We start from the raw sequence: 24,590 nt of genomic DNA, 5'->3' as shown, positions 1-24,590 counted from the left end.
AAGGGTTCACTTGAGAAAGTCGGGAACGTCGAGCTCCTCGGCCTGGCCGCCGTCGTACGGGCGGGCCGAGGGCACCTGCGGGGAGATCGGGGGCGCCGTCTCCTGCCGCTCGGCGACCGGCTCGCTCACCGCCGGCGTCTCGCGCTCGGCCGGCTCACGGGCGGGCAGCGTGCCGAGTCCGCCGAAGGCCGGCCGCTCCGTGCTCTCGCTCTCGCCGCGCTCCTTGGCCGCCGGGGCCGGCGCCTCCTCCTTGGCGGCGTACGACCCGAGCACCCGGTCCCGGCTGCGGGACGGCGGCTGACCGCCGTCGAACCCGGCCGCGATGACGGTGACCCGTACCTCGTCGCCCAGCGCGTCGTCGATGACCGCGCCGAAGATGATGTTGGCCTCGGGGTGAGCGGCCTCGCTCACCAGCTGGGCCGCCTCGTTGATCTCGAAGAGACCCAGGTCGGATCCGCCGGAGATGGAGAGCAGCACCCCGCGCGCGCCGTCGATGGAGGCTTCCAGCAGCGGGGAGGAGATCGCCATCTCGGCGGCGGCCACCGCGCGGTCGTCGCCGCGCGCGGAGCCGATGCCCATCAGCGCCGAGCCGGCCTCCGACATCACGGACTTGACGTCGGCGAAGTCCAGGTTGATGAGGCCCGGGGTGGTGATCAGATCGGTGATGCCCTGGACACCGGAGAGCAGCACCTGGTCGGCGGACTTGAACGCGTCCAGCACACTGACCTGGCGGTCCGAGATGGACAGCAGCCGGTCGTTCGGGATGACGATCAGGGTGTCGACCTCGTCGCGGAGCGAGGCGATGCCGTCCTCGGCCTGGTTGGCGCGGCGCCGGCCCTCGAAGGTGAAGGGGCGGGTGACCACACCGATGGTCAGCGCACCGAGAGTCCTGGCGATGTTCGCGACGACCGGCGCACCGCCGGTGCCGGTGCCGCCGCCCTCGCCGGCGGTCACGAAGACCATGTCGGCGCCCTTGAGGACCTCCTCGATCTCCTCGCGGTGGTCCTCGGCGGCCTTGCGGCCCACCTCGGGGTCGGCTCCGGCGCCCAGGCCACGGGTGAGTTCACGGCCGACATCCAGCTTGACGTCGGCGTCGCTCATCAGCAGCGCCTGCGCATCGGTGTTGATCGCGATGAACTCGACGCCTTTGAGACCGACCTCGATCATCCGGTTGATGGCGTTGACGCCACCGCCGCCGATACCGACGACCTTGATGACTGCGAGGTAGTTCTGCGGTGCTGCCACGTCGAAGGCCTCTCGCCTCGATTACGTATCGCCGCTCCGCGGATGCAGCGGTGCGCCGAAGGATGCCGATGGGACGGTTTGGGAAAGCCGACCCGACCCTAACGCTCAAGTTTAGGGTTAGCTGTGCTGGTCGTTCCTTGGATTGCTCGGAACGGACACTAAGTCGACATGTGGTACGCGTTCAACGAACACGCCGAACCTCCCGTTTTTCTTTTCACCCTATGTGATCACGCTTGGTTCGGGCCAACCAGGTTCCCACCGTCAACCCCCCGACGCGGCCGGGGCGCTGGGCACGCTCACATCGAAGTGCCGGGCGTCCGGGGCCGCTTTCATCAGTATGGTCAGCGCACCGGCCTTCGCGGAGGAGTCTTCCGGACTTCCCCAGCGCACAGTCCGATCATCTGACAGTTCAAGGGTGATGGCGTCGTACGACGCGATCCGGATCACCGAGGTCCGTTCCGCCAGCGGCTCCGGCAGCGCCGCCGCCACCGCCACCGCCTCCCGCAGGGTCCGCTCCTCGTCGAACCGGCGCACGCTCGGCGCGTCCGCCATGTCCGGTTCCAGCAGCGGTACGGAGGGCAGCGGCTCGGCGATCTCCGCGAACCGCACCCCCTCCTCGTCCACCTCGGCGAACCCGCCGGGGGCCGGCACCTGGGCGCTCGGCTCCCGTTCGGTCACCTTCAGCCCCACCCCGTGCGGCCAGGCCCGCACCACCCGCACCGACTTCAGCCGGGGCAGCGCGGCCAGCAACCGGTCCTCGATCGCGTCCTTGTCCAGCGAGGCCATCGGCGCCCCGAGCGGCACCGCGGCCTCGGACAGCACCTGATCCGCCGTCAGCTCCCGGCGGCTGCCGGACTCCCAGGCCACCGACACCTTCTCGATCCGCAGCCACTGCGAGCCGTACAGCGCCCAGGCGCCGAAACCCGCCGCGCCGAGCGCCGCCACCAGGGCGAGCACCAGCAGGATCCGGGAGCGCGGCAGCAGCCGGCGGCCCGGCCGCTGCCCGGACTCCGGCGCGGCGGACGCCCGCTGCCGCGGGGCGACACTGCCGGCTCTGGCCACGCTCCCTCGCCTTCCTCGGTCCGCCCGCTACGCCTTGCGGGCCGCGATCGCCTCGTGCACCATCCCGACCAGCAGCTCGTCCGCGTGCGGCCGGCCGAACTCGCTGGCCGCCCGGGACATCGCCAGCAGCCGCCCCGGATCGGTCAGCACCGGCAGGACGTTGCCCCTGAGCCACTCCGGCGTCAGCTCCGCGTCGTCCACGATCAGTCCACCGCCCGCCTTGACCAGCGGCTGGGCGTTCAGCCGCTGTTCACCGTTGCCGATCGGCAGCGGGACGTAGGCGGCCGGCAGCCCGACGGCCGACAGCTCGGCGACGGTCATCGCGCCCGCCCGGCACAGCATCATGTCGGCCGCCGCGTACGCCAGATCCATCCGGTCCACATACGATACCGGGACGTACGGCGGCATCCCGGGCATCGTCTCCACCTGCGGCAGGTCGTTCTTCGGGCCCACCGCGTGCAGGATCTGCACCCCCGAGCGCTGGAGGACGGTCACCGAGGACTGCACGACCTCGTTCAGCCGCCGCGCGCCCTGCGAGCCGCCGGACACCAGCAGGGTGGGCAGATTGGGGTCGAGACCGAACGCGGCCCGCGCCTCGGCCCGCACCGCCATCCGGTCCAGGGTCGCGATCGAGCGGCGCAGCGGGATGCCCACGTAACGGGCGTGCCGCAGCTTGCTGTCCGGAGTGGAGACGGCGACGAAGTTGGTGTAGCGGGCGCCGATCTTGTTGGCCAGACCGGGCCGCGCGTTGGCCTCGTGCACCACGATCGGCACCCGCTGCCGCTTGGCCGCCAGATAGCCCGGCAGCGCCACGTACCCGCCGAAGCCCACCACGCAGTCCGCCTTGGTGCGCTCCAGGATCTCCTCGGCGGCCTTGACCGTCCCGCGCAGCCGTCCGGGGACGGTGATCAGCTCGGGGGTGGGCTTGCGCGGCAGCGGTACGGCCGGGATCAGGCCGAGTTCGTAGCCGCGCTCGGGAACCAGCCTGGTCTCCAGACCGCGCTCCGTGCCGAGGGCCGTGATCCCCACGGTCGGGTCCTGCCTGCGCAGGGCGTCCGCGAGGGCGAGCGCGGGCTCGATGTGACCGGCGGTCCCCCCGCCGGCGAGTACAACATGCACCGAATTTCACCGCTCTCCGGACGGCGCCTTTTTCGCGCGCCGTCTCATCGACTTGCCAATGAGCCCAGGTTTCCGCATGGCCAGGGCCGCCCCGGCGGCGGGGTCGCTGCGCGCGAAGGCGATCAGCAGCCCGACCGCGAACATGGTGGACAGCAGGGCCGAACCCCCGTAGGAGAACAGCGGGAGGGGAACCCCGGCGATGGGAAGCAGTCCCAGCACCGCGCCGATGTTGATCACGACCTGGGTCATGATCCAGGCTGTCACCCCGCCCGCGGCATACCTCACGAAGGGGTCCTCCGTGCGTCCGGCCACGCGGATACCCGCATAGCCTAGAGCCGCGAAGAGGGCGAGCACCGACAGCGTCCCCGCAAGGCCCAGCTCCTCCCCCGTGATGGCGAAGATGAAGTCCGTGTGCGGCTCGGGGAGTTCACCCCATTTCTCCACACTGGCCCCCAGTCCGGAGCCGAACCAGCCGCCGCTGGCGAGGGCGTAGATGCCGTGCACGGCCTGCCAGCAGCGGTCGCCGTCGCCCGGTTCGGTGGCGCCCACGCAGGCGAGCCGGTCCATGCGGTGCGGGGCGGCGGCCATGAACAGCGCCGCGAGCCCGGCCGCGGTGACCAGGACCCCGGTGAACAGCCGGGTGGGCGCGCCGGCCAGCCACAGCAGGGCGAAGAGGATCACGGTCGGAATGATCACCGTGCCCATGTCACCGCCGAGCATCACCAGGCCGTAGATCAGCAGCGCGCCGGGCACCAGCGGGATGAGGAGATGGCGCATCTGGCCGAGCAGCCCCCGGTCCCCCTTGCGGGCCAGCAGATCGGCGCCCCACAGCACCAGCGCGAGTTTGGCGAACTCGCTGGGCTGGAGCCGGAATCCGCCGGCCACGTCGAGCCAGTTGGTGTTGCCGTTGACCTCGACGCCGATGCCGGGCACCTGGACGAGCACCAGCAGTCCGACGGTGACCACCAGGAACGGGTAGGTGAGCGCGCGCAGCAGCCGCAGCGGCATCCGCATGGCGATCACCAGCAGCACCGCGCCGCCGACGGCGGCCAGCAGCTGCTTGTGGAAGTAGTACGTGGCGGGCAGGCCCCAGCGCAGCGCCTGGATCTGGGAGGCGGAGAAGACCATGACGAGCCCGAGCAGCGCCAGCAGCAGTCCGGTGCCCAGCAGGACGTAATAGGCCGTCAGCGGGCGGTCCCAGGTCCGTTTCAGGCGGCGGACGAAGCGGGGCGTGCGCGGCCGGCGCGGGGGCCGCTGCGGGGTGCGCGGGGCGCGCGCCTTGCCGGCCGCCTTCTTCGCCGGGGTACGCCGTTGCGCGGGCGCCGCCTTCACCTGGGCCGGCTTTCCCGTCTTGCGCAGCGCGACGCCGGCCGCTCCGGCGGGCAGCGCCCGGCCCGGCGGCAGCCAGTCGCCGTCACCGATCCGCCATGTCCTCACGCGCACCCCCGGTTCCACCGCACGGCCCCGGACGGGACACACCGCGTGTCCTCGCCCCACCGGCATCCTCCACCGGGGGCCCGGCGGGCGGGAGGCCGCCCCCGCCCGGCCGGGTCCCGGCCGTCCGTCCGCCCTCCGCCGGTGTGCCTGGGAGGTGATGCTCCTGGCCGGCAAGGCCCCCGCATGGGCTCCGTCGCCTCCTTCGTGTCCCGCCGGTGGCCGGAGGCGGCGGGGTTCAGTCGGTCAGGGCCGCGACGGCCGTCGCGAACGCCTCGCCGCGCTCGTTGTAGTTGGTGAACATGTCCATCGAGGCACAGGCCGGGGCCATCAGGACGGTGTCGCCGGTACGGGCGAGCGCGGTGGCCTCCCGTACGGCGGCGGCCATCGCCCCAGTGTCGGTCCGGTCGAGGCTGACGACCGGGACATCCGGCGCGTGTCGCGCCAGGGCGTCGGCGATCAGCTGCCGGTCGGCGCCGATGAGGACCGCGCCGCGCAGCCGGCCCGCCGCGGCGGTGACCAGCTCGTCGAAGGTGGCGCCCTTCGCCAGGCCGCCGGCGATCCACACGATGGACGGATAGGCGGCCAGCGACGCCTGTGCGGCGTGGGTGTTGGTCGCCTTGGAGTCGTTCACGTAGGCGACGCCCGCCACGTCCGCGACATGGGCGATGCGGTGGGCGTCGGGGGTGAAGGCGCGCAGGCCCTCCCGTACGGCCTTCGGTTCGACGCCGAAGGCGCGGGCGAGGGCCGCCGCCGCCAGCGCGTTGGCGATGTTGTGCGGGGCGGCCGGGGTCACATCCGTGATCTCGGCCAGTTCCTGGGCCTGCCGGTGGCGCTGGGGCACGAAGGCGCGGTCGACCAGGATGCCGTCCACGACGCCGAGCTGGGAGGGTCCCGGGGTGCCGAGGGTGAAGCCGATGGCGCGGCAGCCCTCGGTCACGTCCGCCGCGCGGACCAGGTCCTCGGTGGCGGGGTCGGCGGCGTTGTAGACGCAGGCGACGGTGTTGCCCTCGTAGATCCGGCCCTTGTCGGCGGCGTAGGCGGCCATCGTGCCGTGCCAGTCGAGGTGGTCGGGGGCGAGGTTGAGCACGGCCGCCGAGTGCGGGCGCACCGAGGGCGCCCAGTGCAGCTGGTAGCTGGAGAGTTCGACGGCGAGGACGTCGTACGGCTCGGGTGAGCGCACCACGTCGATGATCGGGGTGCCGATGTTGCCCACGGCGGCCGTGCGCAGTCCGGCCGCGCGGAGGATGGCGGCGAGCATTTGTACGGTGGTGGTCTTGCCGTTGGTGCCGGTGACGGCCAGCCACGGCGGGGCGCCGGGGCCGCGCAGCCGCCAGGCGATCTCCACGTCGCCGACGACCTCGACCCCGGCCGCCGCGGCGGCGGCGAACAGCGCGCTGTCCGGCCGCCAGCCGGGCGAGGTGACCACCAGGCCGGTGTTCTCCGGGAGGGTGGCGCCGTCGCCGAGCCGCACCGTGATGCCGGCCCGCTCCAGCTCCGCGGCGGCGGCGCGCTGCCGCTCGCCGTCGCCGCCGTCGACCACCGTGACGCGGGCCCCGAGGCCGGCCAGGGCGCGGGCGGCCGAGCGGCCGCTCACGCCGAGCCCGGCGACGGTGATCCGCTGCCCGGAGAACTCGCTCACCAGTCCGCCACCCATCCGCCGTAGAAGATTCCGATGCCGACGATCACACAGATGCCCTGGATGATCCAGAACCGGACCACCACCAGCACCTCGCTCCACCCCTTCAGTTCGAAGTGGTGCTGGAGCGGTGCCATCTTGAACACCCGGCGGCCGGTGAGCCGGAAGGAGCCGACCTGGATCACCACGGACATGGTGATCAGGACGAACAGACCGCCCAGCAGGGCCACCAGCAGCTGGGTGCGGGAGACGATGGCCAGACCGGCGAGCGCGCCGCCCAGGGCGAGCGAGCCGGTGTCCCCCATGAAGATCTTGGCCGGCGAGGTGTTCCACCACAGGAAGCCGAACAGGGCGCCCATCATGGCGGCGGCGACCACCGCCGTGTCGAGCGGGTCGCGGACCTCGTAACAGGTGGCCCCCGCCGTCAGCTCGTTGGCGCAGGTCTGGCCGTACTGCCAGACGCCGATGAAGACGTAGGCGCCGAAGACCATCACCGAGGCGCCGGTGGCCAGGCCGTCCAGGCCGTCGGTCAGGTTCACGCCGTTGGACATCGCCAGGATCATGAACAGCGCCCACAGCACGAACAGCACCGGGCCGATGGACCAGCCGAAGTCCTGGGTGAAGGACAGGTGCGTGGAGGCCGGGGTGAGGCCGCGCGAGTCGGAGAAGTTCAGCGCCAGGATCGCGAAGGCGATACCGACGAAGAACTGGCCGAGCATCTTGGCGCCGGCCCGCAGACCCAGCGAGCGCTGCTTGACGATCTTGATGTAGTCGTCGAGGAAGCCGACCAGGCCCATCCCGGCGAACAGGAACAGCACCAGCAGCCCGGTGATCGTGGGCGCGGAGCTGGTGACGATCTTCGTCACCGCGTACGCGATGAGCGTGGCCAGGATGAAGGCGATACCACCCATGGTGGGGGTACCGCGCTTGCCGGCGTGGCCGCGCGGGCCGTCGTCCCGGATGAACTGGCCGTAGCCCTTGCGGGCGAGCAGCTTGATCAGCAGCGGGGTGCCGATCAGGGTCAGGAACAGTCCGATGGCACCGGAGAAGAGGATCTGCCTCATCGGGCGACGACCTCACCAACGCCGTCGACGTCGCCGGCCAGCGCGATGGCGACCTGCTCCAGGCCCACCGACCTGGACGCCTTCACCAACACCACATCTCCCGGCCGCAACTGACCGCGCAGCAGCTCCACCGCTGCCGAAGCGTCGGACACGTGCACCGACTCCTCACCCCACGAACCCTCGTTCTTGGCGCCCATGTCCAGCCAGGCGGCTTCCTGACCGCCCACGGACACAAGCTTGCTGACGTTGAGCCGGACGGCGAGCCGCCCGACGGCGTCGTGCTCGGCGAGCGCGTCGTCACCCAGCTCGGCCATCGCGCCGAGCACCGCCCACGTACGGCCACCCTCCGCTCCGGCGGCACCGCCCATGGCGGCGAGCGCGCGCAGCGCGGCCCGCATGGAATCGGGGTTGGCGTTGTACGCGTCGTTGACGATCGTCACGCCGTCCGCTCGCTCGGTGACCTCCATCCGCCACTTCGAGAGCGGGCCCGCGGCGGAGAGCGTTTGAGCGATCTCCTCAGCGGACATGCCTACCTCATGCGCAACAGCCGCAGCGGCAAGCGCGTTCGACACGTGGTGCTCACCGTACAACCGCATCGTCACGTCGGCGCACCCGGTGGGGGTACTGAGGCGGAACGCGGGGCGTCCCTGGGGGGTCAGATGGACGTCTTCGGCGCGGATGTCCGCCTCTTCGGCCTCCCCGAAGAACAGGACGCGCGCCCGGGTGCGGGCGCTCATGGCGCGCACCAGGGGGTCGTCGGCGTTGAGGATCGCCACCCCGCCCTCGCCGGCCGGCGGCAGCGTCTCGACGATCTCGCCCTTGGCCTCGGCGATCGCCTCCCGGCTGCCGAACTCGCCGAGGTGGGCGGTGCCCACGTTCAGCACCATGCCGATGGTGGGCGGGGCCAGCGTCGTCAGATAGCGGATGTGGCCGATGCCCCGGGCGCCCATCTCCAGCAGCAGATGGCGGGTCTCCCCGGTCACCCGCAGCGCGGTCAGCGGCAGGCCGATCTCGTTGTTGAACGATTCGGCGGTGTAGACCGTGGGGCCCACCCGCTCCAGCAGCTGGGCGGTGAGGTCCTTGGTACTGGTCTTGCCGGAGGAGCCGGTGAGGGCGATGACCGGGGTGCCGAGTCGGCGCACCGTGTGCTGGGCGAGGGCACCCAGCGCTTCGGTGACGTCGTCGACCACGACGGTGGGCACCCCGGCGCCCAGCGGGCGGGTGGCCAGGACGACGGCCGCGCCGGCGGCGACCGCCCGGCCGGCGAAGTCGTGGCCGTCGACACGTTCGCCGGGCAGGGCCGCGAACAGGGCGCCGGGTACGGCCTCCCTGGAGTCGATGACCACGGGCCCGGTGACGGGAGGTGGCGGCTCCGGTATGTCGTGCGGGGTGCCCCGTACGACCGTGACGAGCTCAGCAACGGGAAGAGGGATCACTTCAGTGGGCCTCGCGTGGCGTTGTGGCGTGAGGGCGGATGGGCAACCGCGGCCCGCTCGATGGCGGCGCGCAGTTCGGTTCGGTCGTCGAAGGGCCGGATGACTCCGGCGATGTCCTGGCCCAGCTCGTGGCCCTTGCCGGCCACCAGGACGGTGTCGCCCGCCTCGGCGCGGGCGACGGCCAGGGCGATGGCGGCGGCGCGCTCCTCCTCCACCAGGACGGTGCCGCGTTCGTGAACGGGCACCTCGGCGGCGCCGGCCAGCATCGCGGCGAGGATGGCGAGCGGGTCCTCCGAGCGCGGGTTGTCGGAGGTCAGCACGGCGGTGTCGGCCAGCCGGGCCAGCGCCGCGCCCATGGCGGCCCGCTTGTGCGGGTCGCGGTCGCCGCCGCAGCCCAGGACGGCGTGCAGCTTGCCGTCGGTGACCTTGCGCAGCGCGTGCAGGACCGATTCGACGGCGTCCGGCTTGTGGGCGTAGTCGACGACGGCCAGGTAGGGCTGGCCGGCGTCCACCCGCTCCAGGCGGCCGGGGACGCCGGGGACGGTGGCGATGCCGCCGGCAGCGGTGGCCGGGTCGATGCCGGCCACCCACAGGGCGGCGATGGCGCCGAGGGTGTTGGCCACGTTGAACGGTCCCGGCAGCGGCGCGGTGGCGGCCACCCGCAGCCCGTCCGGGCCGATGGCGGTGAAGGTGGAGCCGAGCGGGCCCAGGGTGACGCCGTCGGCGCGCCAGTGGGCGTCCGGGTGGCCCTCGGCGGAGAACGTGGTGACCGGGATCTCGGCCTCCCCGGCCAGCCGGCGCCCGTACTCGTCGTCGAGGTTGACCACCCCGGCGCGCGCCCTGGCCCGGGTGAACAGCTGCGCCTTGGCGGCGTAGTAGTCGGCCATGTCGGGGTGGAAGTCGAGGTGCTCGGGGCTGAGGTTGTTGAAGACGGCCACGTCGTAGACGACGCCGTCGACCCGGCCCATCACCAGCGCGTGGCTGGAGACCTCCATGGCCAGCGAGGTGACGCCGCGCTCGCGCATCACGGCGAAGAGGCCCTGGAGCTCGGTGGCCTCCGGGGTGGTGCGCTCGGACTTCACCCGCTGGTCGCCGATCCGGGTCTCGACGGTGCCGATCAGGCCGGTCGGCTCGCCCTCCTTGGCGGCGGCGCGCAGTCCGCCCTCCACCAGGTAGGCGGTGGTGGTCTTGCCCGAGGTGCCGGTGATGCCGATCTTCAGCAGGTCGGCGCCCGGCTCGCCGTAGATGGCGGCGGCCAGGTGGCCCATCCGGGCCCGGGGGTCGTCCACGGTGAGGACGGGCAGCCCGGTGGCGACGGCGCGCTCGGCGCCGGTGGGGTCGGTGAGCACGGCCACCGCGCCGCGGCTGGCGGCCTGGGCGGCGAAGTCCGCGCCGTGGAAGCGGGCGCCGGGGAAAGCGACGTAGATGTCACCCGGCAGGGCGGCGCGCGAGTCGTGGGTGATCCCGGTGACGGCGGGGCCGGCCGGCTCGCCGGTGGGCGCGGGCTCGGACGCGGTGGTCCCCAGCAGCCCGGCCAGCTGCGCCAGCGGTACGGGGGCGACCCGTGCCGGGCGGGGCGGCGCCGACGGGGTGTGATCAGCGTGGGGCACGGCGGTGAGCGTACCCGGCGTGGCGGGGGTGCCGCGAAGTGAGGTGCGGCCGGATGCCGTGCCGGGTGGGGGGTTTCCCTCGTCGTCGGTGATCGTTCTCACGTGCTTGCTCTCCGCTTCGGTCAGTCGTTGGGGTCGAACGTGACGGGAAGGCCCGGAAAGTCCGAACCGGTGGGCGGGACCTGGAGTGCCTTCAGGGAGAAGTCCATGACCTCGTTGAAGACCGGTCCGCACACCTTGCTGCCGTTGTAACTGCCTTCGGTGGGGTTCTGCACGGCGCAGTAGACGGCGATCCGGGGGTCGTCGGCGGGGGCGAAGCCCGCGAATGAGGCGGTGTAGCCCGAATAACGTCCCGTCTCGGGATCCACCCGGTTGGAGGTACCGGTCTTCCCCGCCACCCGGTAGCCGGGGATCTGCGCGGCGCTGCCGGTGCCCTCCGGGGAGGTCACCACGGTCTCCAGTATCTCGGCGAGCTGCGCGGCGGTCTCCTCGCTGATCACCCGCTCCCGCTCGGCTTCGGGGGCGGGCTCGAAGCTGCCGTCCGGGCCGGTGTAGCCGCGGATCAGGGTGGGGGCGATGCGCTCGCCGCCGTTGGCGACGGTGGCGTACACGGAGGCGGCCTGGACGGCGTTGACGGACATGCCCTGGCCGAAGGGGATCGTGTACTGCTGGGCGGAGTTCCAGTCCCCCGGTGCGGCGAGGATGCCGGCGGTCTCGCCGGGGAAGCCGAGCCCGGTGGGGCGGCCGAAGCCGAAGCGGGTGAGGTACGCGTGCAGGACCTCGTTGGCCTCCGGCTGGGTGTCGCCGAGTTCCTCGGCGGCGAGGATGGTGCCGATGTTGCTGGATTTGGCGAGTACGCCCGCCAGAGTGAGGTAGTACGTCTCGTGGTCGTGGTCGTCGGCGAAGTTGCGGTCGGCGCGCGGCAGCCGGTTGGGGACCGTGACGTGGGTGCCGGGGCCGGCGACGCCCTCCTCCAGGACGGCGGCCATGGTGGCGACCTTGAGGGTGGAGCCGGGCTCGAAGGCGTCCTGGAGGGCGGCGTTGCGCAGCAGGCCGCTGTCGGTGACGGAGCCGAGGTCATTGGGGTCGTAGCCGGGGGCGCCGGCCAGCGCCAGGATCTCGCCGGTGGTGGTGTCCATGACCACCACATAGCCGTCGTCGGCCTTGGAGGCGGCGACCTGGGCGCTGATGGCGTTCTGGGCGGCCCACTGGATGTCGCGGTCGAGGGTGAGGGCGATGTCGGTGCCGGGGACGGCCGGCAGTTCGTGGGAGCCGGCGGTGGGGACGCGGCGTCCGCCGGACTGGGCGTAGGTGATGGTGCCGTCCTCGCCCGCGAGCAGGGTGTTGAACTGCGCCTCGACGCCGCCGCCGCCCACCCCCTCGGCGTTGACGAAGCCGAGGGTGGCGGCGGCGAGGTCGCCGCCTGGGTAGACGCGTTTGGCGTTCTTCTCGGCGAAGACCCCGGAGAGCACCTGGTCGCCGGTGCCCTTGTCGGCGGCTTCGCGCAGGTTGTTGCGCAGGTCCTTGATCTGCCGCCAGGTCTGCGGGGTCTGCTGGCGGGCGAGGACGGCGTAGCGGGAGCCCGGCTCGGAGAGCAGCCCGGCCAGGGTGGCCTCGTCGCGGTCGAGGATCGGGGCGAGCAGGGCGGCGGCCTGCTGGGGGGCGTCGGGGACGCCGGTCTGTTCCTCGGTGAACAGGAACGGGTCGGCGGTGATGTCGTAGGCGTCGACGGTGGTGGCCAGGGCGGTGCCGTTGCGGTCGGTGATGTCGCCGCGCTGGGCGGCGAGCGGGACCTCGACGTAGCGGTTGACGGCGGCCTTCTCGGTGTAGGTGGCGGCGTCGACGGCCTGGACCTGCACGAGCCGCACGGTGAAGGCGACCAGGACGAGGGCGAGGCCGAGGCCGACGAGCCGCAGCCGGGGGCGCACGGCGGCCGGGCGGGGGTGGCCGCCGCGCCGGGTGCCGGGGGTCCTGGGGCGGCGCGGGGCGGGGGGCCGGGTGCCGCCGCCGCGTGCTCGGTCCGATCCGCTCACGGGTTCGCCTCCTCGTCCGGGTCGGGGTCGGGTTCCGGGTCGGGGTCCGCCGGACCGGTGCCCGCGCCGGTGCCGGTGGCGCCGTCGGCGGGCGGTGAGCCGTCGGGGCCCGCGGTCGCGGCGTCCGGCGGGTCCTGCTCGCCGGACGCGGCGCCGGTGGTCCCGGTGGTGGTCCCGTCGGCCGGGTCGGGTTCCTCGGTCTGCTCCTGCTCGCCCCGGTCCTCCTGCTCGTCCTGTTCGTCCTGCTCGCCCGGCTGCCCGGGTTCGTCCCCCGGACTGGAGGACTCCCCGCCGGCCGGTGACGGTTCCGGGGCCGGGGCGGGCTCACCGCGCACGGTGCCGTCCCGGTCGAGGAAGGCCGGGGGCCCGGCGGGCACCAGTCCGAGCTCGCGGGCGCGTTCGGCGAGCGCGCCGGGGGCGGAGAAGGCGTCCACCTCGGCCTGGAGCGCCTGTTGTTCGTCGGTGAGTTCCTGGCTCTGGCGGCGCAGCTCGCTGAGCTCGAAGGAGCCCTGGTTGAGCGAGGCGTTCAGGAGCAGCAGGCCCAGCATCCCGGTGCCCAGCAGCAGGACGATCAGCAGCACGAACGGCGTACGGGCGGCGGAGCCGCGGCCGGCCGGTACCAGCCCGGTGAGCCGGGCGATCCGGGTCTGCGGGCCGGGCTCGCGCCGTTTCGGGCTCACCGCACCCGCTCCCTGACCCGTTCGGCCGCGCGCAGCCGGGCGGGGGCGGCCCGCTTGTTCTCCGCGATCTCCTCGTCGGTGGGCAGTTCGGCGCCGCGGGTGAGGAGGGCGAGCCGGGGCTGGTACTCCTCGGGGACGATCGGCAGCCCGGCCGGGGCGGTGCTGCGGGCGCCCTCCGCCAGGACCCGCTTGACCAGCCGGTCCTCCAGGGAGTGGTAGGAGAGCACCGCGATCCGGCCGCCCACCGCGAGGGCGTCGACGGCGGCGGGCAGCGCGCGTTCCAGGACGGCGAGTTCCCCGTTGACCTCGATGCGCAGCGCCTGGAAGGTGCGCTTGGCGGGGTTGCCCCCGGTGCGCTTGGCGGCCTGCGGGAGGGCGTCGCGGATGAGGGTGACCAGGCGGGCGCTGGAGGTCAGCGGCTGCCTGGCGCGTTCGGCGACGACGGCCTCGACGATCTTCGGCGCGAACTTCTCCTCGCCGTAGGCGCGCAGGATGCGCACCAGCTCACCGGGCGGATAGGTGTTCAGCACGTCGGCGGCGCTGGGTCCGGTGGTCTGGTCCATCCGCATGTCGAGCGGGGCGTCCTGGGCGTAGGCGAAGCCGCGGTCGGCCTCGTCCAGCTGCATGGACGACACGCCCAGGTCGAACAGGATTCCGGCGACCCGCGGGGTGCCGAGCCGGGCGAGGACGGCGGGGAGTTCGTCGTACACCGCGTGCACGAGGGTGGCGCGGTCGCCGTAGGGGGCGAGCCGGGCGCCGGCCAGTTCCAGGGCGCTGGTGTCGCGGTCCAGGCCGATGAGGCGGGCCTCGGGGAAGGCGCCGAGCAGGGCCTCGCTGTGGCCGCCGAGGCCGAGCGTGCAGTCCACGACGGTGGCGCCGGGCTCCCGGAGCGCGGGGGCGAGCAGGTCGAGGCAGCGCTGGAGCATGACCGGGCGGTGCCGGGTGTGCGGGGGCCGGTCGTTGCTGGTCGTCATGCGCCTTCCGAAGGGAGGTGGGGCGGGTGCGGTACCACTCCGGGCAGGCCCGGACCCGCCTGCCCGCCTCCCGGTGCGCGTCACACTAGTCCACACCCCGGGCGGGTCAATCATTGAGGTTCGGAGTGTGCGCGTGTTGCCGCGGCGGGCTTCCGGCGGGGGTGACACCGGTCACGGCCGGGGCCCGGATGCGGGTGTTTCCGTGCTGTCGCCCCATCTCACCGGAGGGGCTCCGGTATCCGTGAGGCGGCGGGGCGTAATACCGTCGGGTCATGCCAAAATCGGTCACAGATGAGTTGGTCTCGGCCAATCAGCAGTACGCCACGACGTTCACCGACCCGGGCATGGACGCCCGCCCGGTGCGCAAGGTGGCCATCGTCGCCTGTATGGACGCCCGGCTCGACCTGCACGCCGCGCTCGGCCTGGAACTGGGTGACTGCCACACGATCCGCAACGCCGGCGGCGTGGTCACCGAGGACATCATCCGCTCGCTGACCATCTCTCAGCGGGGACTCGGCACCCGATCGGTGGTCCTCATCCACCACACCGGATGCGGCCTGCTCCAGCTCACCGAGGACTTCCGGCACGAACTGGAGCTGGAGGTCGGGCAGAAGCCCAGCTGGGCCGTCGAGTCGTTCACCGATCTGGACCAGGACGTCCGCCAGTCGATGGCACGTGTGCGCACCTCGCCGTTCCTCTTGCACACTGATGACGTACGCGGATTTGTGTTCGACGTGACGTCGGGTCTGCTCCGCGAGGTCGACCCCGAGGACCCCGGCGACCGGTAACGGCCGCGACCGGGGGTGTGAAGAATGTCTGCCGGAGGGCAACCTCCCGGCGCATTCCGGGTGTCGCCGTATCGGGCAGCGTCCGCGCCGTCCAAGGTGGGGACGAGACAGCAGTGCAGGCCGAGGAGGGCCGGTTGACGACCTATGAGGAGCAGACGAAGCTCACCGATCTGAGCACCACGGCGGAGCAGGTACGCCGCGCCGTGGAGAGCGTGATCGAGGGCAAGCCGGAGGTCGTGCGCATCTCCTTGACCGTGCTCCTGGCCGAGGGGCACCTGCTCCTGGAGGACGTGCCCGGGGTGGGCAAGACGATGCTGGCCAAGTCGCTGGCCCGCGCGATCGACTGCACGGTGCAGCGGGTCCAGTTCACACCGGACCTGCTGCCCTCCGACATCACCGGGATCAGCGTCTTCGACCAGCAGCGCAAGGAGTTCGAGTTCAAACCGGGCGCGGTGTTCGCCCAGATCGTCATCGGTGACGAGATCAACCGCGCCTCCCCCAAGACTCAGTCGGCCCTCCTGGAGGCGATGGAGGAGCGCCAGGTCACCGCGGACGGCCGCACCTATCCGCTGCCCGACCCGTTCCTGGTGATCGCCACCCAGAACCCGGTGGAGATGGAGGGCACCTACCCGCTCCCCGAGGCGCAGCGCGACCGGTTCATGGCCCGGGTCTCGGTCGGCTACCCCGACCCCGAGGCCGAGATGCGGATGCTCCAGTCGCACGGCGGCTACTCCCCGCTCGACGGGCTCCAGCCGGTCGCCACCGCCGAGGACGTCGTCAAGCTGATCGAGGCGGTGCGCGAGATCCACGTCTCGGACGCGGTGCGCAGGTACGCGGTCGATCTGGTGGTCGCCACCCGCACCCATCCCGAACTGCGGCTCGGCGCCTCGCCCCGGGCCACCCTGCAACTGCTGCGCGCGGCCAAGGCGTCCGCCGCGCTCGGCGGGCGCGGCTACGTCCTGCCCGACGACGTCCAGGCGCTGGCCGGGCCGGTGCTGGCGCACCGGCTGCTGCCCACCGCGCAGGCCCAGCTGAACCGGCGCACCGCCGAGCAGATCGTCGGCGAGATCCTGCACCGCACCCCGGTGCCCTCCCCGTACGGCGCCCCGCAGTACCGGGGCCACTGATGCCCGCCGGGGACGACGACCGGCGCGGAACGGTACGGGCGGCCTTCGGCGGGCTGACCACGCGCGGGCGGTCGTTCGTGGCCGCCGGCGCCGCCGCCTCGGTGTGCGCGTATCTGCTCGGCCAGCCGGATCTGCTGCGGGTGGGCGCGCTGCTGGTGGCGCTGCCGGTGGTGAGCGTGCTGGTGCTGTACCTGACCCGTAGCCGGGTGACGGCGGCCCGCCGGCTGTCGCCCGCCCGGGTGCCGGCCGGCGGGGAGTCCCGGGTGCACCTGCGGGTGGACAACGGCTTCCGGCTGCCGAGCGGCCAGCTGATGCTCCAGGACCGGGTGCCGTACGTGCTCGGCCCCCGGCCCCGGTTCGTCCTGGACCGGATCGAGCCGGGCGGGCAGCGGGAGGTCAGCTACCGGGTGCGCTCCGATCAGCGCGGGCGCTATCCGCTGGGGCCGCTGGAGCTGCGGCTGGCCGACCCGTTCGGCATGGTCGAACTGCACCGTTCCTTCGACGCGTACGACGTGATGACCGTGCTGCCGCACATCGAGACGCTGCCGCCCGTCCGGCTCGGCGGCGAGGCCGGCGGGCAGGGCGAGAGCGGGCAGCGCTCGCTCGCGGTGACCGGCGAGGAGGACGTCATCCCCCGGGACTACCGGCACGGTGACGATCTGCGCCGGGTGCACTGGCGCTCCACCGCGCACCGGGGCCAGCTCATGGTGCGCCGCGAGGAGCAGCCGCCGCGCGCCCGGTGCACGGTGCTGCTGGACACCCGGCGCTCCGGTTACGCGGGCACCGGGCCGCAGGCGCCGTTCGAGCGGGCGGTCTCCGGGGCGGCCTCGGTGATCTCGCATCTGGCCGAACGCGGCTATCAGGTGCGGCTGATCACCGACCGCGGGCTGTCGCTGCCGGGCCCGGGGCACGGGGCGGACAGCGTCGAGACGACGGGGCTGATGCTGGACGCGCTGGCGGTGCTGGACCACTCGGCGCTGCCCGGGCCGCTGGACCTGGTGACGGACACCCACCGGGTGACCGCTCCGGACAGCGGTCTGGACGGTGCGCTGAGCGCGCTGGCCGGCGCCGACTGCGGGCTGCTGATCGCGTTCCTGGGTGCCCCGGACCTGGCGGCGCTCGACCAGCTGGCGCGGCTGCGGCAGCGGGCGGCGGACGGGATCGCGTTCGTGGCGGCCGGGCAGCTGGACCCGGGGGTGGAGGCCGGGACCCTCGGCCGGCTGCGGGAGAGCGGCTGGGCCGCGCTGCCGCTGCATCCGGGGGTGCCGCTGGCGCAGGTGTGGCAGCAGGCCGGTGGGGAACGAGCGGCTTCGTACAGGGGGCGGTGAGCAGTGGTGGGCATGAGGCCGGGAGTCGCCGCGGCGGCGTGGCTGGCCACGACCGGTGCGGCGGCGGCGCTGCTGCCGCTGGTGCAGGGCGGCGGCTGGCTGGTGCAGGCGGGGCTGCTGCTCGCGGTCCTGACCGGCACCGGGATGGTGGCGCGGCGGCTCGCCGCGCCCGCGCCGGTGGTGGTGGCGGCCCAGGTGGTGGTGTCGCTGCTGATGCTGACGGTGGCCACGGTGCCCCAGTACGCGGTGGGCGGGCTGCTGCCGGGCCCCGAGGCGTTCGGCCGGTTCGGTGAGCTGCTGTCGGCGGGCACCGAGGACATCGGCCACTATGTGGCGCCCGCCCCGATGACGGACGGCATCCGGCTGATGTTGCTGGGCGGGGTGCTGCTGATCGGGCTGCTGGTGGACGTGCTGGCGGTCAGCTTTGGCAGCGCGGCGGTGGCCGGGCTGCCGCTGCTGGCGCTGTACTCGATAGCGGCCGGGGTGAACCAGGAGGACGCCGCCTGGCCCTACTTCCTGGTCGCGGCGGCCGGGTACCTGGCGCTGCTGCTGGCCGAGGGCCGGGAGCGGCTCGGCCGCTGGGGCCGGTACTTCAGCGGCCCGGGCCCGGCCCGCGCTCCCGGGTACGGAGCGCCGGGCGGGTACGGCAGGCCGCCGGCCGCCGCGGTACCCGCGCGGGCGGCGGGGCCGCGGCTGCGGGCCGGCGGCCGGATCGGCGCGCTGACCCTGGTGGCGGCGGTGCTGGCACCGGCGCTGCTGCCGGCCATGGGCAGCGGTCTGCTGGACCTGGAGGGCGGCGGCAGCGGCAGCGGGAGCGGCGGCTCGGGCACCATCAGCACGGTCAATCCGGTGGTGGCGCTCCAGGACCAGCTCAACCAGCCGCGGAACCAGGAGGTGCTCACCTACCGCACCGACGGCGAGGCCGCCGGGATGTATCTGCGGCTGGTGGCGCTGGACGAGTTCACCGGGAGCGAGTGGCGTTCCTCGCGCTGGTTCGAGAACGAGATCCCGCCGGCCCCGTGGGCGGTGCCCGGTCTGGCCCCCGAGGTGACGGCCCGGGACGTGACCACCGTGATCGAGGCGAGCCCCGACTACGCGCAGACCTCGCTGCCGGTGCCCTATCCGGCGGTGTCGGTGGTGACGGACGGGCCGTGGCGGTTCGACCGGGGGTCCCAGACCCTCGTCTCGGACAGCGGCCGGCTGACCACCCAGGGCCGCAGCTGGACGGTGACGCACCGGCAGGTCGAGCCGACCGCGGAGCAGCTGGCCCTGGCGCCCGCGGCGCCGCCGAACCTGGCCTCGTACTACACGCAGGTCCCGCGCGATCTGCCGGAGGTCGTGGCGCGGATGGCCGAGGAGGTCACCGCCGGGGCGGCCGACGACCACGCGCGGGCGGTGGCGCTCCAGGACTGGTTCGCCCGGGACGGCGGTTTCCGCTACAACACCTCGGTGTCCTCCGGCAGCGGGAGCGAGGCGATCGCCGCGTTCCTGGAGGACCGCGAGGGCTTCTGCGTGCACTTCGCGTTCACCATGGCGGCGATGGCCCGCACCCTGGGCATCCCGGCCCAGGTCGCGGTCGGCTTCACGCCGGGCGACCGGCAGGTGGACGGCTCGTACCGGGTCGGTCTGCACAACGCGCACGCCTGGCCGGAGCTGTACTTCGAGGGCGTGGGCTGGACGCGTTTCGAGCCGACCCCGGGGCAGGGCACCATCCCCGGCTACACCCGGCCGGACGCCGAGCGCCCCGACCCGGCGCAGCCCGACCCGGAGCGTCCCGACGCGGCGGAGCCGGAGCGCCCGGAGGCGTCCCCGACACCCACCGGACCGGAGGAGTGCGACCCGGTGCGGGAGGCCGCGGCGTGCGAGAGCGAGGCTCCGGCCGCGGCCGGTGGCTCGGGCGGTGGCCCCTCGGTGGGGCCGTGGCTGTGGGGCGCGGCGGCGCTGGCGGCGGTGCTCGCCCTGGTCGGCGGGCCACCGCTGTGGCGGGCCCGGGTGCGGGCCCGGCGGCTGGCGCCGGGGGCCGGAGCCGGCGCCGCCTGGCAGGAGCTGAGCGACAGCGCCTGGGACCTGGGTCTTGCGCCGCTGGCGTCGGAGACGCCGCGGCGGACCGCGGCCCGGATCACCGCGGTGCTGTCGCTGGAGGCCCCGGCGCGGGACGCGGTGCACCGGCTGGCGCAGGGCGTGGAGCGGGAGCTGTACGCCCCGGCGGGGGCCGGTGGCGCGGGCGGGCCGGACGACGGCCCGGCCCGGGACGTGCGGACGGCGCTCGCCGGGCTGCGGGCCGGGGTGGGGCGGTGGACCCGGCTGCGGGCGCTGCTGCTGCCGCGTTCCGCCGTTCGGGTGAGTCACCGCCTCGCCGAACGCCGGCTGCGGGCCGCCCGGCGGCTGCGCGATCTGCGCACCGCATTCCCCGGAAAAACCCGGAAAGCCTGAAAGCCGGGAAACGGAAAGAACCGGGCGCGGGCGGCCCGGGCAATGCCACACGGAAGGGCCCGCCGGATCGGGATCCGGCGGGCCCTTCGTGATGATGTGCCCCGGATTCCCGGGGCCGCCTGCTCAATCGCCGCGCTCGTCGCGACGGCGCTGCCAGCGTTCCTCCATACGGGTCATCATCGAACGCTTCGGCTTGTGCGGCCGGTGTCCCCGCCCGCCGCCGCCGTTGCCCGCGCCCTCGACGGGAGCGGGGCCTTTCCGCCATCCGGTGACGGCGACGACCGCACACCCGAGCATGATCACAAAGCCGACGACACTGAGCCAGATCAGCTGGGCGACCATGCCGCCCATCAGGAGTGCGATGCCCACCAGAAAACCGGCGATGCCCTGGTACACCCGCTTCCGGGTGAACGTCCGCAGCTCACTGCCCTCAAGCGCTGTCGCGAACTTGGGATCTTCGGCGTACAGCGCTCGCTCCATTTGTTCGAGCATGCGCTGCTCGTGGTCCGAGAGCGGCACGGAGTCCTCCTACTCGCCGGCCGCGGAGGCGACCGTTTCCGACTCTTTCCAGGATAGGCAGGGAAGCGTCCCTGTGAAACCCACCCCAGTTCGCCAATTTCACCCACCCGCCGGCTGACGCGGATCCACGGGATCGGACAAGTCTTTCCCGCCCCGGACCCCGGTCATGCCGGAGGGCTGACTGCCGATAATACGGGGCGGAGATCACATTTGGCGGCCCGCCGCCCGCCGGGCACCATCTAGGGCAGCCGGGCGAGCAGATGCAGCTGCCCGGCGACCGCCTGGAAGGCCGGCAGCTCGGCCGCCTCGGCCTCCAGCGCGGCCAGCGCGCGCAGCGCGTCCGGCTCGGTGTCCACCAGCACGCCGGGCACCAGATCGGCGAAGATCCGCACCCCGTGCACCGCCCCCGGCTCCAGTCCCGCCTCGGTGACCAGCGCCGACAGCTCGGCCGGGGTGTAGCGGCGCGGCACCGGGTCGGCCTCGCCCCAGCGCCCGTCCGGGTCGCCCAGTGCCCTCCTGGCCTCGGTGAACCGGCCCGCCAGGGCCCGCGAGAGCACCGCACCGCCCACCCCGGCGGCCAGCAGGCTCAGCGTGCCCCCGCCGGGCCGCAGCGCCCCCGCCACGGCCGCCAGACCGGCCCGCGGATCGTCCACGTACTCCAGCACGCCGTGGCAGAAGACCATGTCGTAGCCGCCGGGCTCGGCGACCTCCAGCAGACCCTGGGTGTCGCCCTGCACTCCGTGCACCCGGTCGGCCACGCCCTCCTCGGCGGCGCGGCGCGCGAGGGCGAACAGCGCGTCCGGGCTCGGGTCCACGACCGTCACCCGGTGCCCCAGCCGGGCCACGGGCACGGCGAAGCTGCCACTGCCGCCACCGGTGTCCAGCACGTCGAGGGCGGGCCGGCCGGTCCCGGCCGCGCGCTCGCCGAGGGTGCGGCGCAGCACCTCCCACACCACACCGGTGCGCAGCGCCGTGTGCGGGCCCGGGGCGGCTGCTCCGCCCGCGTCCCGGGCCGGGGGGTTCGACGGCATGACGGGCGGCTCCTCGAAGTGCTGGGTGCTGCGATGGGCCGGCTGCGCGGGCTCGCCGCGCGCGGGCAGCCACAGCCTACTTCGGCGGCGGGCCGCCGGGCTCCCCGGTCCGCGGCGCGGACCGCCCGACGAGCATGCTCTCCACCAGCCGCAGGAAGAACCCGGCGGCGCGGCGCAGCTCGGCGGCCTCCTGAAGATCGGCGGCCCGGCGTATGCCCGCGTCTATCCGGGCCCGGCGCACCGCGCTCGCCGCGAACAGGGTGCTCCACTCGGCCAGCTCCGGCGCGATCTCGGGCAGCACCTCCCACACGCTGCGGATCCGGCTGCGCCCCCGGGCGGTCGGCTCGGGCCGGCCCCGGGCGGCCACCACCGCGGCGGCGGCACGCAGCGCGGCGAGATGGGCCGCCACGTACGCGTCGCCCGGGTCGGGCAGCACGGCGGCCTCGGCCAGGCCCCGGTCGGCCTGGTCCAGCAGATCGAGCACGGCGGCCGGCACCGGGGCGCGGCGGGGCACCCGGTGGACGTCGGCGGGGAATCCGGTCATGACGAGCCTCCTGTCGTCATTCGGCGGTTCAGCTCTGGTCGAGTGGGTCCGTTCTTCGCATCACGGCACATGCTGACGCATGCCACTGACAATCCGCGCTGAGCACTGCAAACACCTGCACTTGCGCCCCGCGGACCTCAACAGCCCTGGAGTGGGGGGAGAATCGGCGCATGACACGCGCGATCAGCAACCGTCGCAACGCGACGCGGCAAAGGCTCTACGACGCGGCGGTGACACTCATCGCCGAACAGGGTTTCTCCGCCACCACCGTGGAGGAGATCGCCGAGCGCGCCGGGGTCGCCAAGGGCACCGTGTACTACAACTTCGCCGGGAAGACCGAGCTGTTCGAGGAAGTGCTGCGGGACGGGGTGGACCGGCTGGCCGCCGAGCTGCGCCGGGCGGACGAGGCGGCGCTGGAGCGCGGCGCGGACGCGGTCGGCCGGCTGTCGGCGGCGGCGCTGGCGGGGCTGGTGTTCATCGAACGGAACCCGTCGCTGACCCGGCTGCTCATGGCAGAGCTGTGGCGCACCCACCGGGCGTGGCACGCGACCGTGGTGTCCGCGCGGCAGCAGGCCGTCGACGTGGTGGAGCGGGTCCTGCACGAAGGGGTGAAGGACGGGGAGCTCGATCCGGCGCTGGACGTGGAGCTGACGGCGGGCGCGTTAGTGGGAATGATCCTGGTGGGGGCGCTCGACTGGCTCTCGTTCCATCCCGAACGGCCGCTGCGCGAGGTCCATCTGGCGCTGTCCCGGCTGCTGCACGGCCGGGTCCGGGTGGCGGCGGGCTGAGCCCGCGCCCCGGGCCGCGCCGGCGGGAGGCGCGGACGGGCAGCGGGGGCCCGGGCCGCTCCGCCGCCCCGTGCCGGCGGTGCGTCCCGGTTCCCCTGCTCGACCACCACAGTGCCGTCCGGGGACCGGCGGGCCCATCCGCGCTGATGCTCATCCCGGTACTCATCCCGGCTCTGAGTACGCGCCGGTCCGCGTAGGTACCCGCCGGGGGCCGGGCGGGGGCCGAAGGGGCCTTGGATAGGGTCGGGCGCATGGCGCGAGTGGTGGTGGTCGGTGCCGGTATGGGCGGCATGGCGACGGCGGCCCGGCTGGCCGTGGCGGGGCACCGGGTGACGGTGCTGGAGCGCGGCGAGCGGGCGGGCGGCGCGGCGGGACGGTTCGAGCGCGACGGCTTCGTCTTCGACACCGGACCCGGGCTGCTGTGGCTGCCGGCGGTGTGGCGGGACGTGTTCGTCAAGACCGGCAAGCGCCCCCTGGAGGAGTGCGTCGAACTGCGGCAGGTCGATCCGGCCGCCGAGCACCTGTTCGCGGACGGCACCCGGCTGCGGCTGCCCGGCTTCTCCCGGGGCGGGGTGGGCCATGCCCTGGACACGGCGCTGGGCGCCGGGGCGGGCGAGCGGTGGCACGCGTTCCAGGGGCGCGCCCGGCAGACCTGGGAGGCCACCCGCCGGCCGCTGGTGGAGGAGCCGCTGACCTCGGCCGCCGGGCGGGCCGCGCTGGTGGCCGACCGCTACCCGCTGCCGCCCGCGCGGCGCACCGGGCTGCTGCGCCGCCGGGCGGTGCCCGCCGGGCCGCCGACGCTTGCCGGGGTGGCCGAGCGGGAGCTGGGCGACCCGCGGCTGACGGCGATGCTGGCCGCCACCGTCGCCGAGTGGGGCGTGGCCCCGGAGCGGGCGCCGGCCTCGGCGGCCGTCCTGGCCTATGTGGAGCAGACGTTCGGCACCTGGTATCCGGTGGGCGGCATCGCCGCGCTGGTGGAGGCGGTGCGCTTGCGGTGCGAGGAACGCGGCGTGGAGTTCGTCTTCGGTGCCACGGCGCGGCGCGTCCTGGAACGGGACGGCCGGGCGGCGGGCGTGGAACTGGCCGGCGGCGAGCGGGTGGCGGCCGAGCACGTGGTGTGGAGCGCGCCGGGTCTGGGGGCGCCGCCGCCGGGCGAGAGCCGGTTCACCGTCCTGGTGGCGCTGGACGGGCCCCGCCCGCCGCAGGCCCCGCACCGGCTGCTGGTGCACCCGGCGGACGGCGGCCCCGCGGTGCGGGTGCTGCGCCCCGACGACGCCACGCTGTGGCCGGGCGAGGGCGCCGGGGACCACCACACGGCGGTGGTGTCGGCGATGGCCCCGCCGCAGGGCGCCGTGGACTGGCGGGACGCCGCGACGGCCGACCGCTGGACGCGGCGGCTGCTCGCCGCCGCGGGGCTGGAGAACATCCGCTGGCAGGAGGTCCGCACGCCACTGGACGTCGAACGGGAGACGGGCCTGCCGGGCGGCGTCATCCCGCCGCCCGCCCTGGCGGGCGCGGACGGCGCGCTGCTGGCCGCGCCCAACACGGGCCGCCTTCCCGGCACCTGGCGCGCCGGTTCCGCCGCCCACCCGGGCGGCGGCCTGGCCCACGCCGGCATGACGGGCGCGCTGGTCACCGGTCTGATCGTCGAAGGGCCCGGCTGGCGGGGCTCGTACTAGGGTCTTTCCGACACAGAGCGCCGGTCGGGCCCGCGTCTCCCCCAGTCCGGCGGCCGG

20 protein-coding genes are annotated in these 24,590 nt (G+C 74.0%); 6 read left to right on the top strand and 14 right to left on the bottom strand.

All coding sequences use genetic code 11. The annotated features are described in order from the left end of the window. Window positions 1-6: 6 nt before the first annotated feature. From ftsZ to rsmH, 11 genes are all read right to left on the bottom strand, one after another. Window positions 7-1,245 (bottom strand): cell division protein FtsZ, encoded by a 1,239-nt coding sequence (gene ftsZ / locus BM385_RS10010; protein ID WP_019433679.1) that lies wholly within the window; start codon window positions 1,243-1,245, stop codon window positions 7-9. Window positions 1,246-1,506: 261 nt separating this feature from the next. After that, the gene (locus BM385_RS10005) at window positions 1,507-2,307 is read right to left on the bottom strand and encodes a cell division protein FtsQ/DivIB (RefSeq protein ID WP_093842815.1); all 801 of its coding nucleotides are present in this window, start codon (window positions 2,305-2,307) and stop codon (window positions 1,507-1,509) included. 27 nt (window positions 2,308-2,334) lie between these two features. After that, complete coding sequence (murG, locus tag BM385_RS10000; protein WP_019433681.1) at window positions 2,335-3,426, bottom strand: undecaprenyldiphospho-muramoylpentapeptide beta-N-acetylglucosaminyltransferase; 1,092 nt, start codon at window positions 3,424-3,426, stop codon at window positions 2,335-2,337. 6 nt (window positions 3,427-3,432) lie between these two features. Beyond that, window positions 3,433-4,758 carry a putative lipid II flippase FtsW gene (ftsW, locus tag BM385_RS09995; protein ID WP_026047408.1) on the bottom strand — a complete coding sequence of 442 codons (1,326 nt, stop codon included), beginning with the start codon at window positions 4,756-4,758 and terminating at the stop codon, window positions 3,433-3,435. A 340-nt stretch (window positions 4,759-5,098) separates the two neighbouring features. Then, window positions 5,099-6,517 (bottom strand): UDP-N-acetylmuramoyl-L-alanine--D-glutamate ligase, encoded by a 1,419-nt coding sequence (gene murD / locus BM385_RS09990; RefSeq protein WP_175542959.1) that lies wholly within the window; start codon window positions 6,515-6,517, stop codon window positions 5,099-5,101. Continuing rightward, window positions 6,499-7,563, bottom strand: a complete 1,065-nt coding sequence (gene mraY, locus BM385_RS09985; protein ID WP_019433684.1) for a phospho-N-acetylmuramoyl-pentapeptide-transferase — start codon at window positions 7,561-7,563, stop codon at window positions 6,499-6,501. Before mraY ends, murD begins: the two co-directional genes overlap by 19 nt. After that, window positions 7,560-8,999: a UDP-N-acetylmuramoyl-tripeptide--D-alanyl-D-alanine ligase gene (locus BM385_RS09980; protein WP_093842814.1), complete on the bottom strand. Its 1,440-nt coding sequence runs from the start codon at window positions 8,997-8,999 to the stop codon at window positions 7,560-7,562. Before BM385_RS09980 ends, mraY begins: the two co-directional genes overlap by 4 nt. Beyond that, window positions 8,996-10,711, bottom strand: coding sequence for a UDP-N-acetylmuramoyl-L-alanyl-D-glutamate--2,6-diaminopimelate ligase (locus BM385_RS09975; protein ID WP_019433686.1), 1,716 nt, complete (start codon window positions 10,709-10,711; stop codon window positions 8,996-8,998). The genes BM385_RS09980 and BM385_RS09975 overlap by 4 nt, the downstream gene beginning before the upstream one ends. A gap of 20 nt (window positions 10,712-10,731) precedes the next feature. Beyond that, window positions 10,732-12,642: a peptidoglycan D,D-transpeptidase FtsI family protein gene (locus BM385_RS09970; RefSeq protein ID WP_019433687.1), complete on the bottom strand. Its 1,911-nt coding sequence runs from the start codon at window positions 12,640-12,642 to the stop codon at window positions 10,732-10,734. Continuing rightward, window positions 12,639-13,322 carry a cell division protein FtsL gene (gene ftsL / locus BM385_RS09965; RefSeq protein WP_093842813.1) on the bottom strand — a complete coding sequence of 228 codons (684 nt, stop codon included), beginning with the start codon at window positions 13,320-13,322 and terminating at the stop codon, window positions 12,639-12,641. The genes BM385_RS09970 and ftsL overlap by 4 nt, the downstream gene beginning before the upstream one ends. Then, on the bottom strand, window positions 13,319-14,296 hold the full coding sequence (rsmH, locus tag BM385_RS09960; RefSeq protein ID WP_093842812.1) for a 16S rRNA (cytosine(1402)-N(4))-methyltransferase RsmH: 978 nt from the start codon (window positions 14,294-14,296) through the stop codon (window positions 13,319-13,321). Before rsmH ends, ftsL begins: the two co-directional genes overlap by 4 nt. A gap of 272 nt (window positions 14,297-14,568) precedes the next feature. Between rsmH and BM385_RS09955 the strand changes: the two genes are divergently transcribed. From BM385_RS09955 to BM385_RS09940, 4 genes are all read left to right on the top strand, one after another. Then, window positions 14,569-15,084, top strand: coding sequence for a beta-class carbonic anhydrase (locus BM385_RS09955; protein ID WP_037755874.1), 516 nt, complete (start codon window positions 14,569-14,571; stop codon window positions 15,082-15,084). Between the two features lie 134 nt (window positions 15,085-15,218). After that, window positions 15,219-16,211: an AAA family ATPase gene (locus BM385_RS09950; RefSeq protein WP_093842960.1), complete on the top strand. Its 993-nt coding sequence runs from the start codon at window positions 15,219-15,221 to the stop codon at window positions 16,209-16,211. Next, window positions 16,211-17,539: a DUF58 domain-containing protein gene (locus BM385_RS09945; RefSeq protein WP_093842811.1), complete on the top strand. Its 1,329-nt coding sequence runs from the start codon at window positions 16,211-16,213 to the stop codon at window positions 17,537-17,539. Before BM385_RS09950 ends, BM385_RS09945 begins: the two co-directional genes overlap by 1 nt. 12 nt (window positions 17,540-17,551) lie before the next feature. Continuing rightward, window positions 17,552-19,972: a transglutaminase TgpA family protein gene (locus BM385_RS09940; protein WP_093842810.1), complete on the top strand. Its 2,421-nt coding sequence runs from the start codon at window positions 17,552-17,554 to the stop codon at window positions 19,970-19,972. A gap of 123 nt (window positions 19,973-20,095) precedes the next feature. Here the strand turns inward: BM385_RS09940 and BM385_RS09935 are convergent, their stop codons facing one another. The 3 genes from BM385_RS09935 to BM385_RS09925 form a co-directional block, all read right to left on the bottom strand. Beyond that, window positions 20,096-20,491 (bottom strand): SCO2097 family morphological protein, encoded by a 396-nt coding sequence (locus BM385_RS09935; RefSeq protein ID WP_019433693.1) that lies wholly within the window; start codon window positions 20,489-20,491, stop codon window positions 20,096-20,098. A gap of 239 nt (window positions 20,492-20,730) precedes the next feature. After that, complete coding sequence (locus BM385_RS09930; protein ID WP_019433694.1) at window positions 20,731-21,522, bottom strand: methyltransferase; 792 nt, start codon at window positions 21,520-21,522, stop codon at window positions 20,731-20,733. Window positions 21,523-21,598: 76 nt separating this feature from the next. Next, complete coding sequence (locus tag BM385_RS09925; RefSeq protein WP_019433695.1) at window positions 21,599-22,066, bottom strand: SAV_6107 family HEPN domain-containing protein; 468 nt, start codon at window positions 22,064-22,066, stop codon at window positions 21,599-21,601. 170 nt (window positions 22,067-22,236) lie between these two features. On the opposite strand from BM385_RS09925, the gene BM385_RS09920 reads away from it, so the two are divergent. Beyond that, window positions 22,237-22,854, top strand: coding sequence for a TetR/AcrR family transcriptional regulator (locus BM385_RS09920; RefSeq protein WP_019433696.1), 618 nt, complete (start codon window positions 22,237-22,239; stop codon window positions 22,852-22,854). Between the two features lie 251 nt (window positions 22,855-23,105). Then, the gene (locus tag BM385_RS09915; protein ID WP_093842809.1) at window positions 23,106-24,533 is read left to right on the top strand and encodes a phytoene desaturase family protein; all 1,428 of its coding nucleotides are present in this window, start codon (window positions 23,106-23,108) and stop codon (window positions 24,531-24,533) included. Window positions 24,534-24,590: the final 57 nt, after the last annotated feature.

It is taken from the genome of Streptomyces harbinensis (assembly GCF_900116145.1).
GTDB classification, from domain to species: Bacteria; Actinomycetota; Actinomycetes; order Streptomycetales; family Streptomycetaceae; genus Streptomyces; species Streptomyces carpaticus.
This window is presented reverse-complemented; position numbering and strand designations above follow the sequence as displayed.

Coding starts and splice junctions, on each gene's coding strand:
- murD (WP_175542959.1), bottom strand. CDS start 6,517: ATGGGTGGCGGACTGGTGAGCGAGTTCTCCGGGCAGCGGATCACCGTC.
- mraY (WP_019433684.1), bottom strand. CDS start 7,563: ATGAGGCAGATCCTCTTCTCCGGTGCCATCGGACTGTTCCTGACCCTG.
- rsmH (WP_093842812.1), bottom strand. CDS start 14,296: ATGACGACCAGCAACGACCGGCCCCCGCACACCCGGCACCGCCCGGTC.
- BM385_RS09955 (WP_037755874.1), top strand. CDS start 14,569: ATGCCAAAATCGGTCACAGATGAGTTGGTCTCGGCCAATCAGCAGTAC.
- BM385_RS09945 (WP_093842811.1), top strand. CDS start 16,211: ATGCCCGCCGGGGACGACGACCGGCGCGGAACGGTACGGGCGGCCTTC.
- BM385_RS09940 (WP_093842810.1), top strand. CDS start 17,552: ATGAGGCCGGGAGTCGCCGCGGCGGCGTGGCTGGCCACGACCGGTGCG.
- BM385_RS09930 (WP_019433694.1), bottom strand. CDS start 21,522: ATGCCGTCGAACCCCCCGGCCCGGGACGCGGGCGGAGCAGCCGCCCCG.
- BM385_RS09925 (WP_019433695.1), bottom strand. CDS start 22,066: ATGACCGGATTCCCCGCCGACGTCCACCGGGTGCCCCGCCGCGCCCCG.
- BM385_RS09920 (WP_019433696.1), top strand. CDS start 22,237: ATGACACGCGCGATCAGCAACCGTCGCAACGCGACGCGGCAAAGGCTC.
- BM385_RS09915 (WP_093842809.1), top strand. CDS start 23,106: ATGGCGCGAGTGGTGGTGGTCGGTGCCGGTATGGGCGGCATGGCGACG.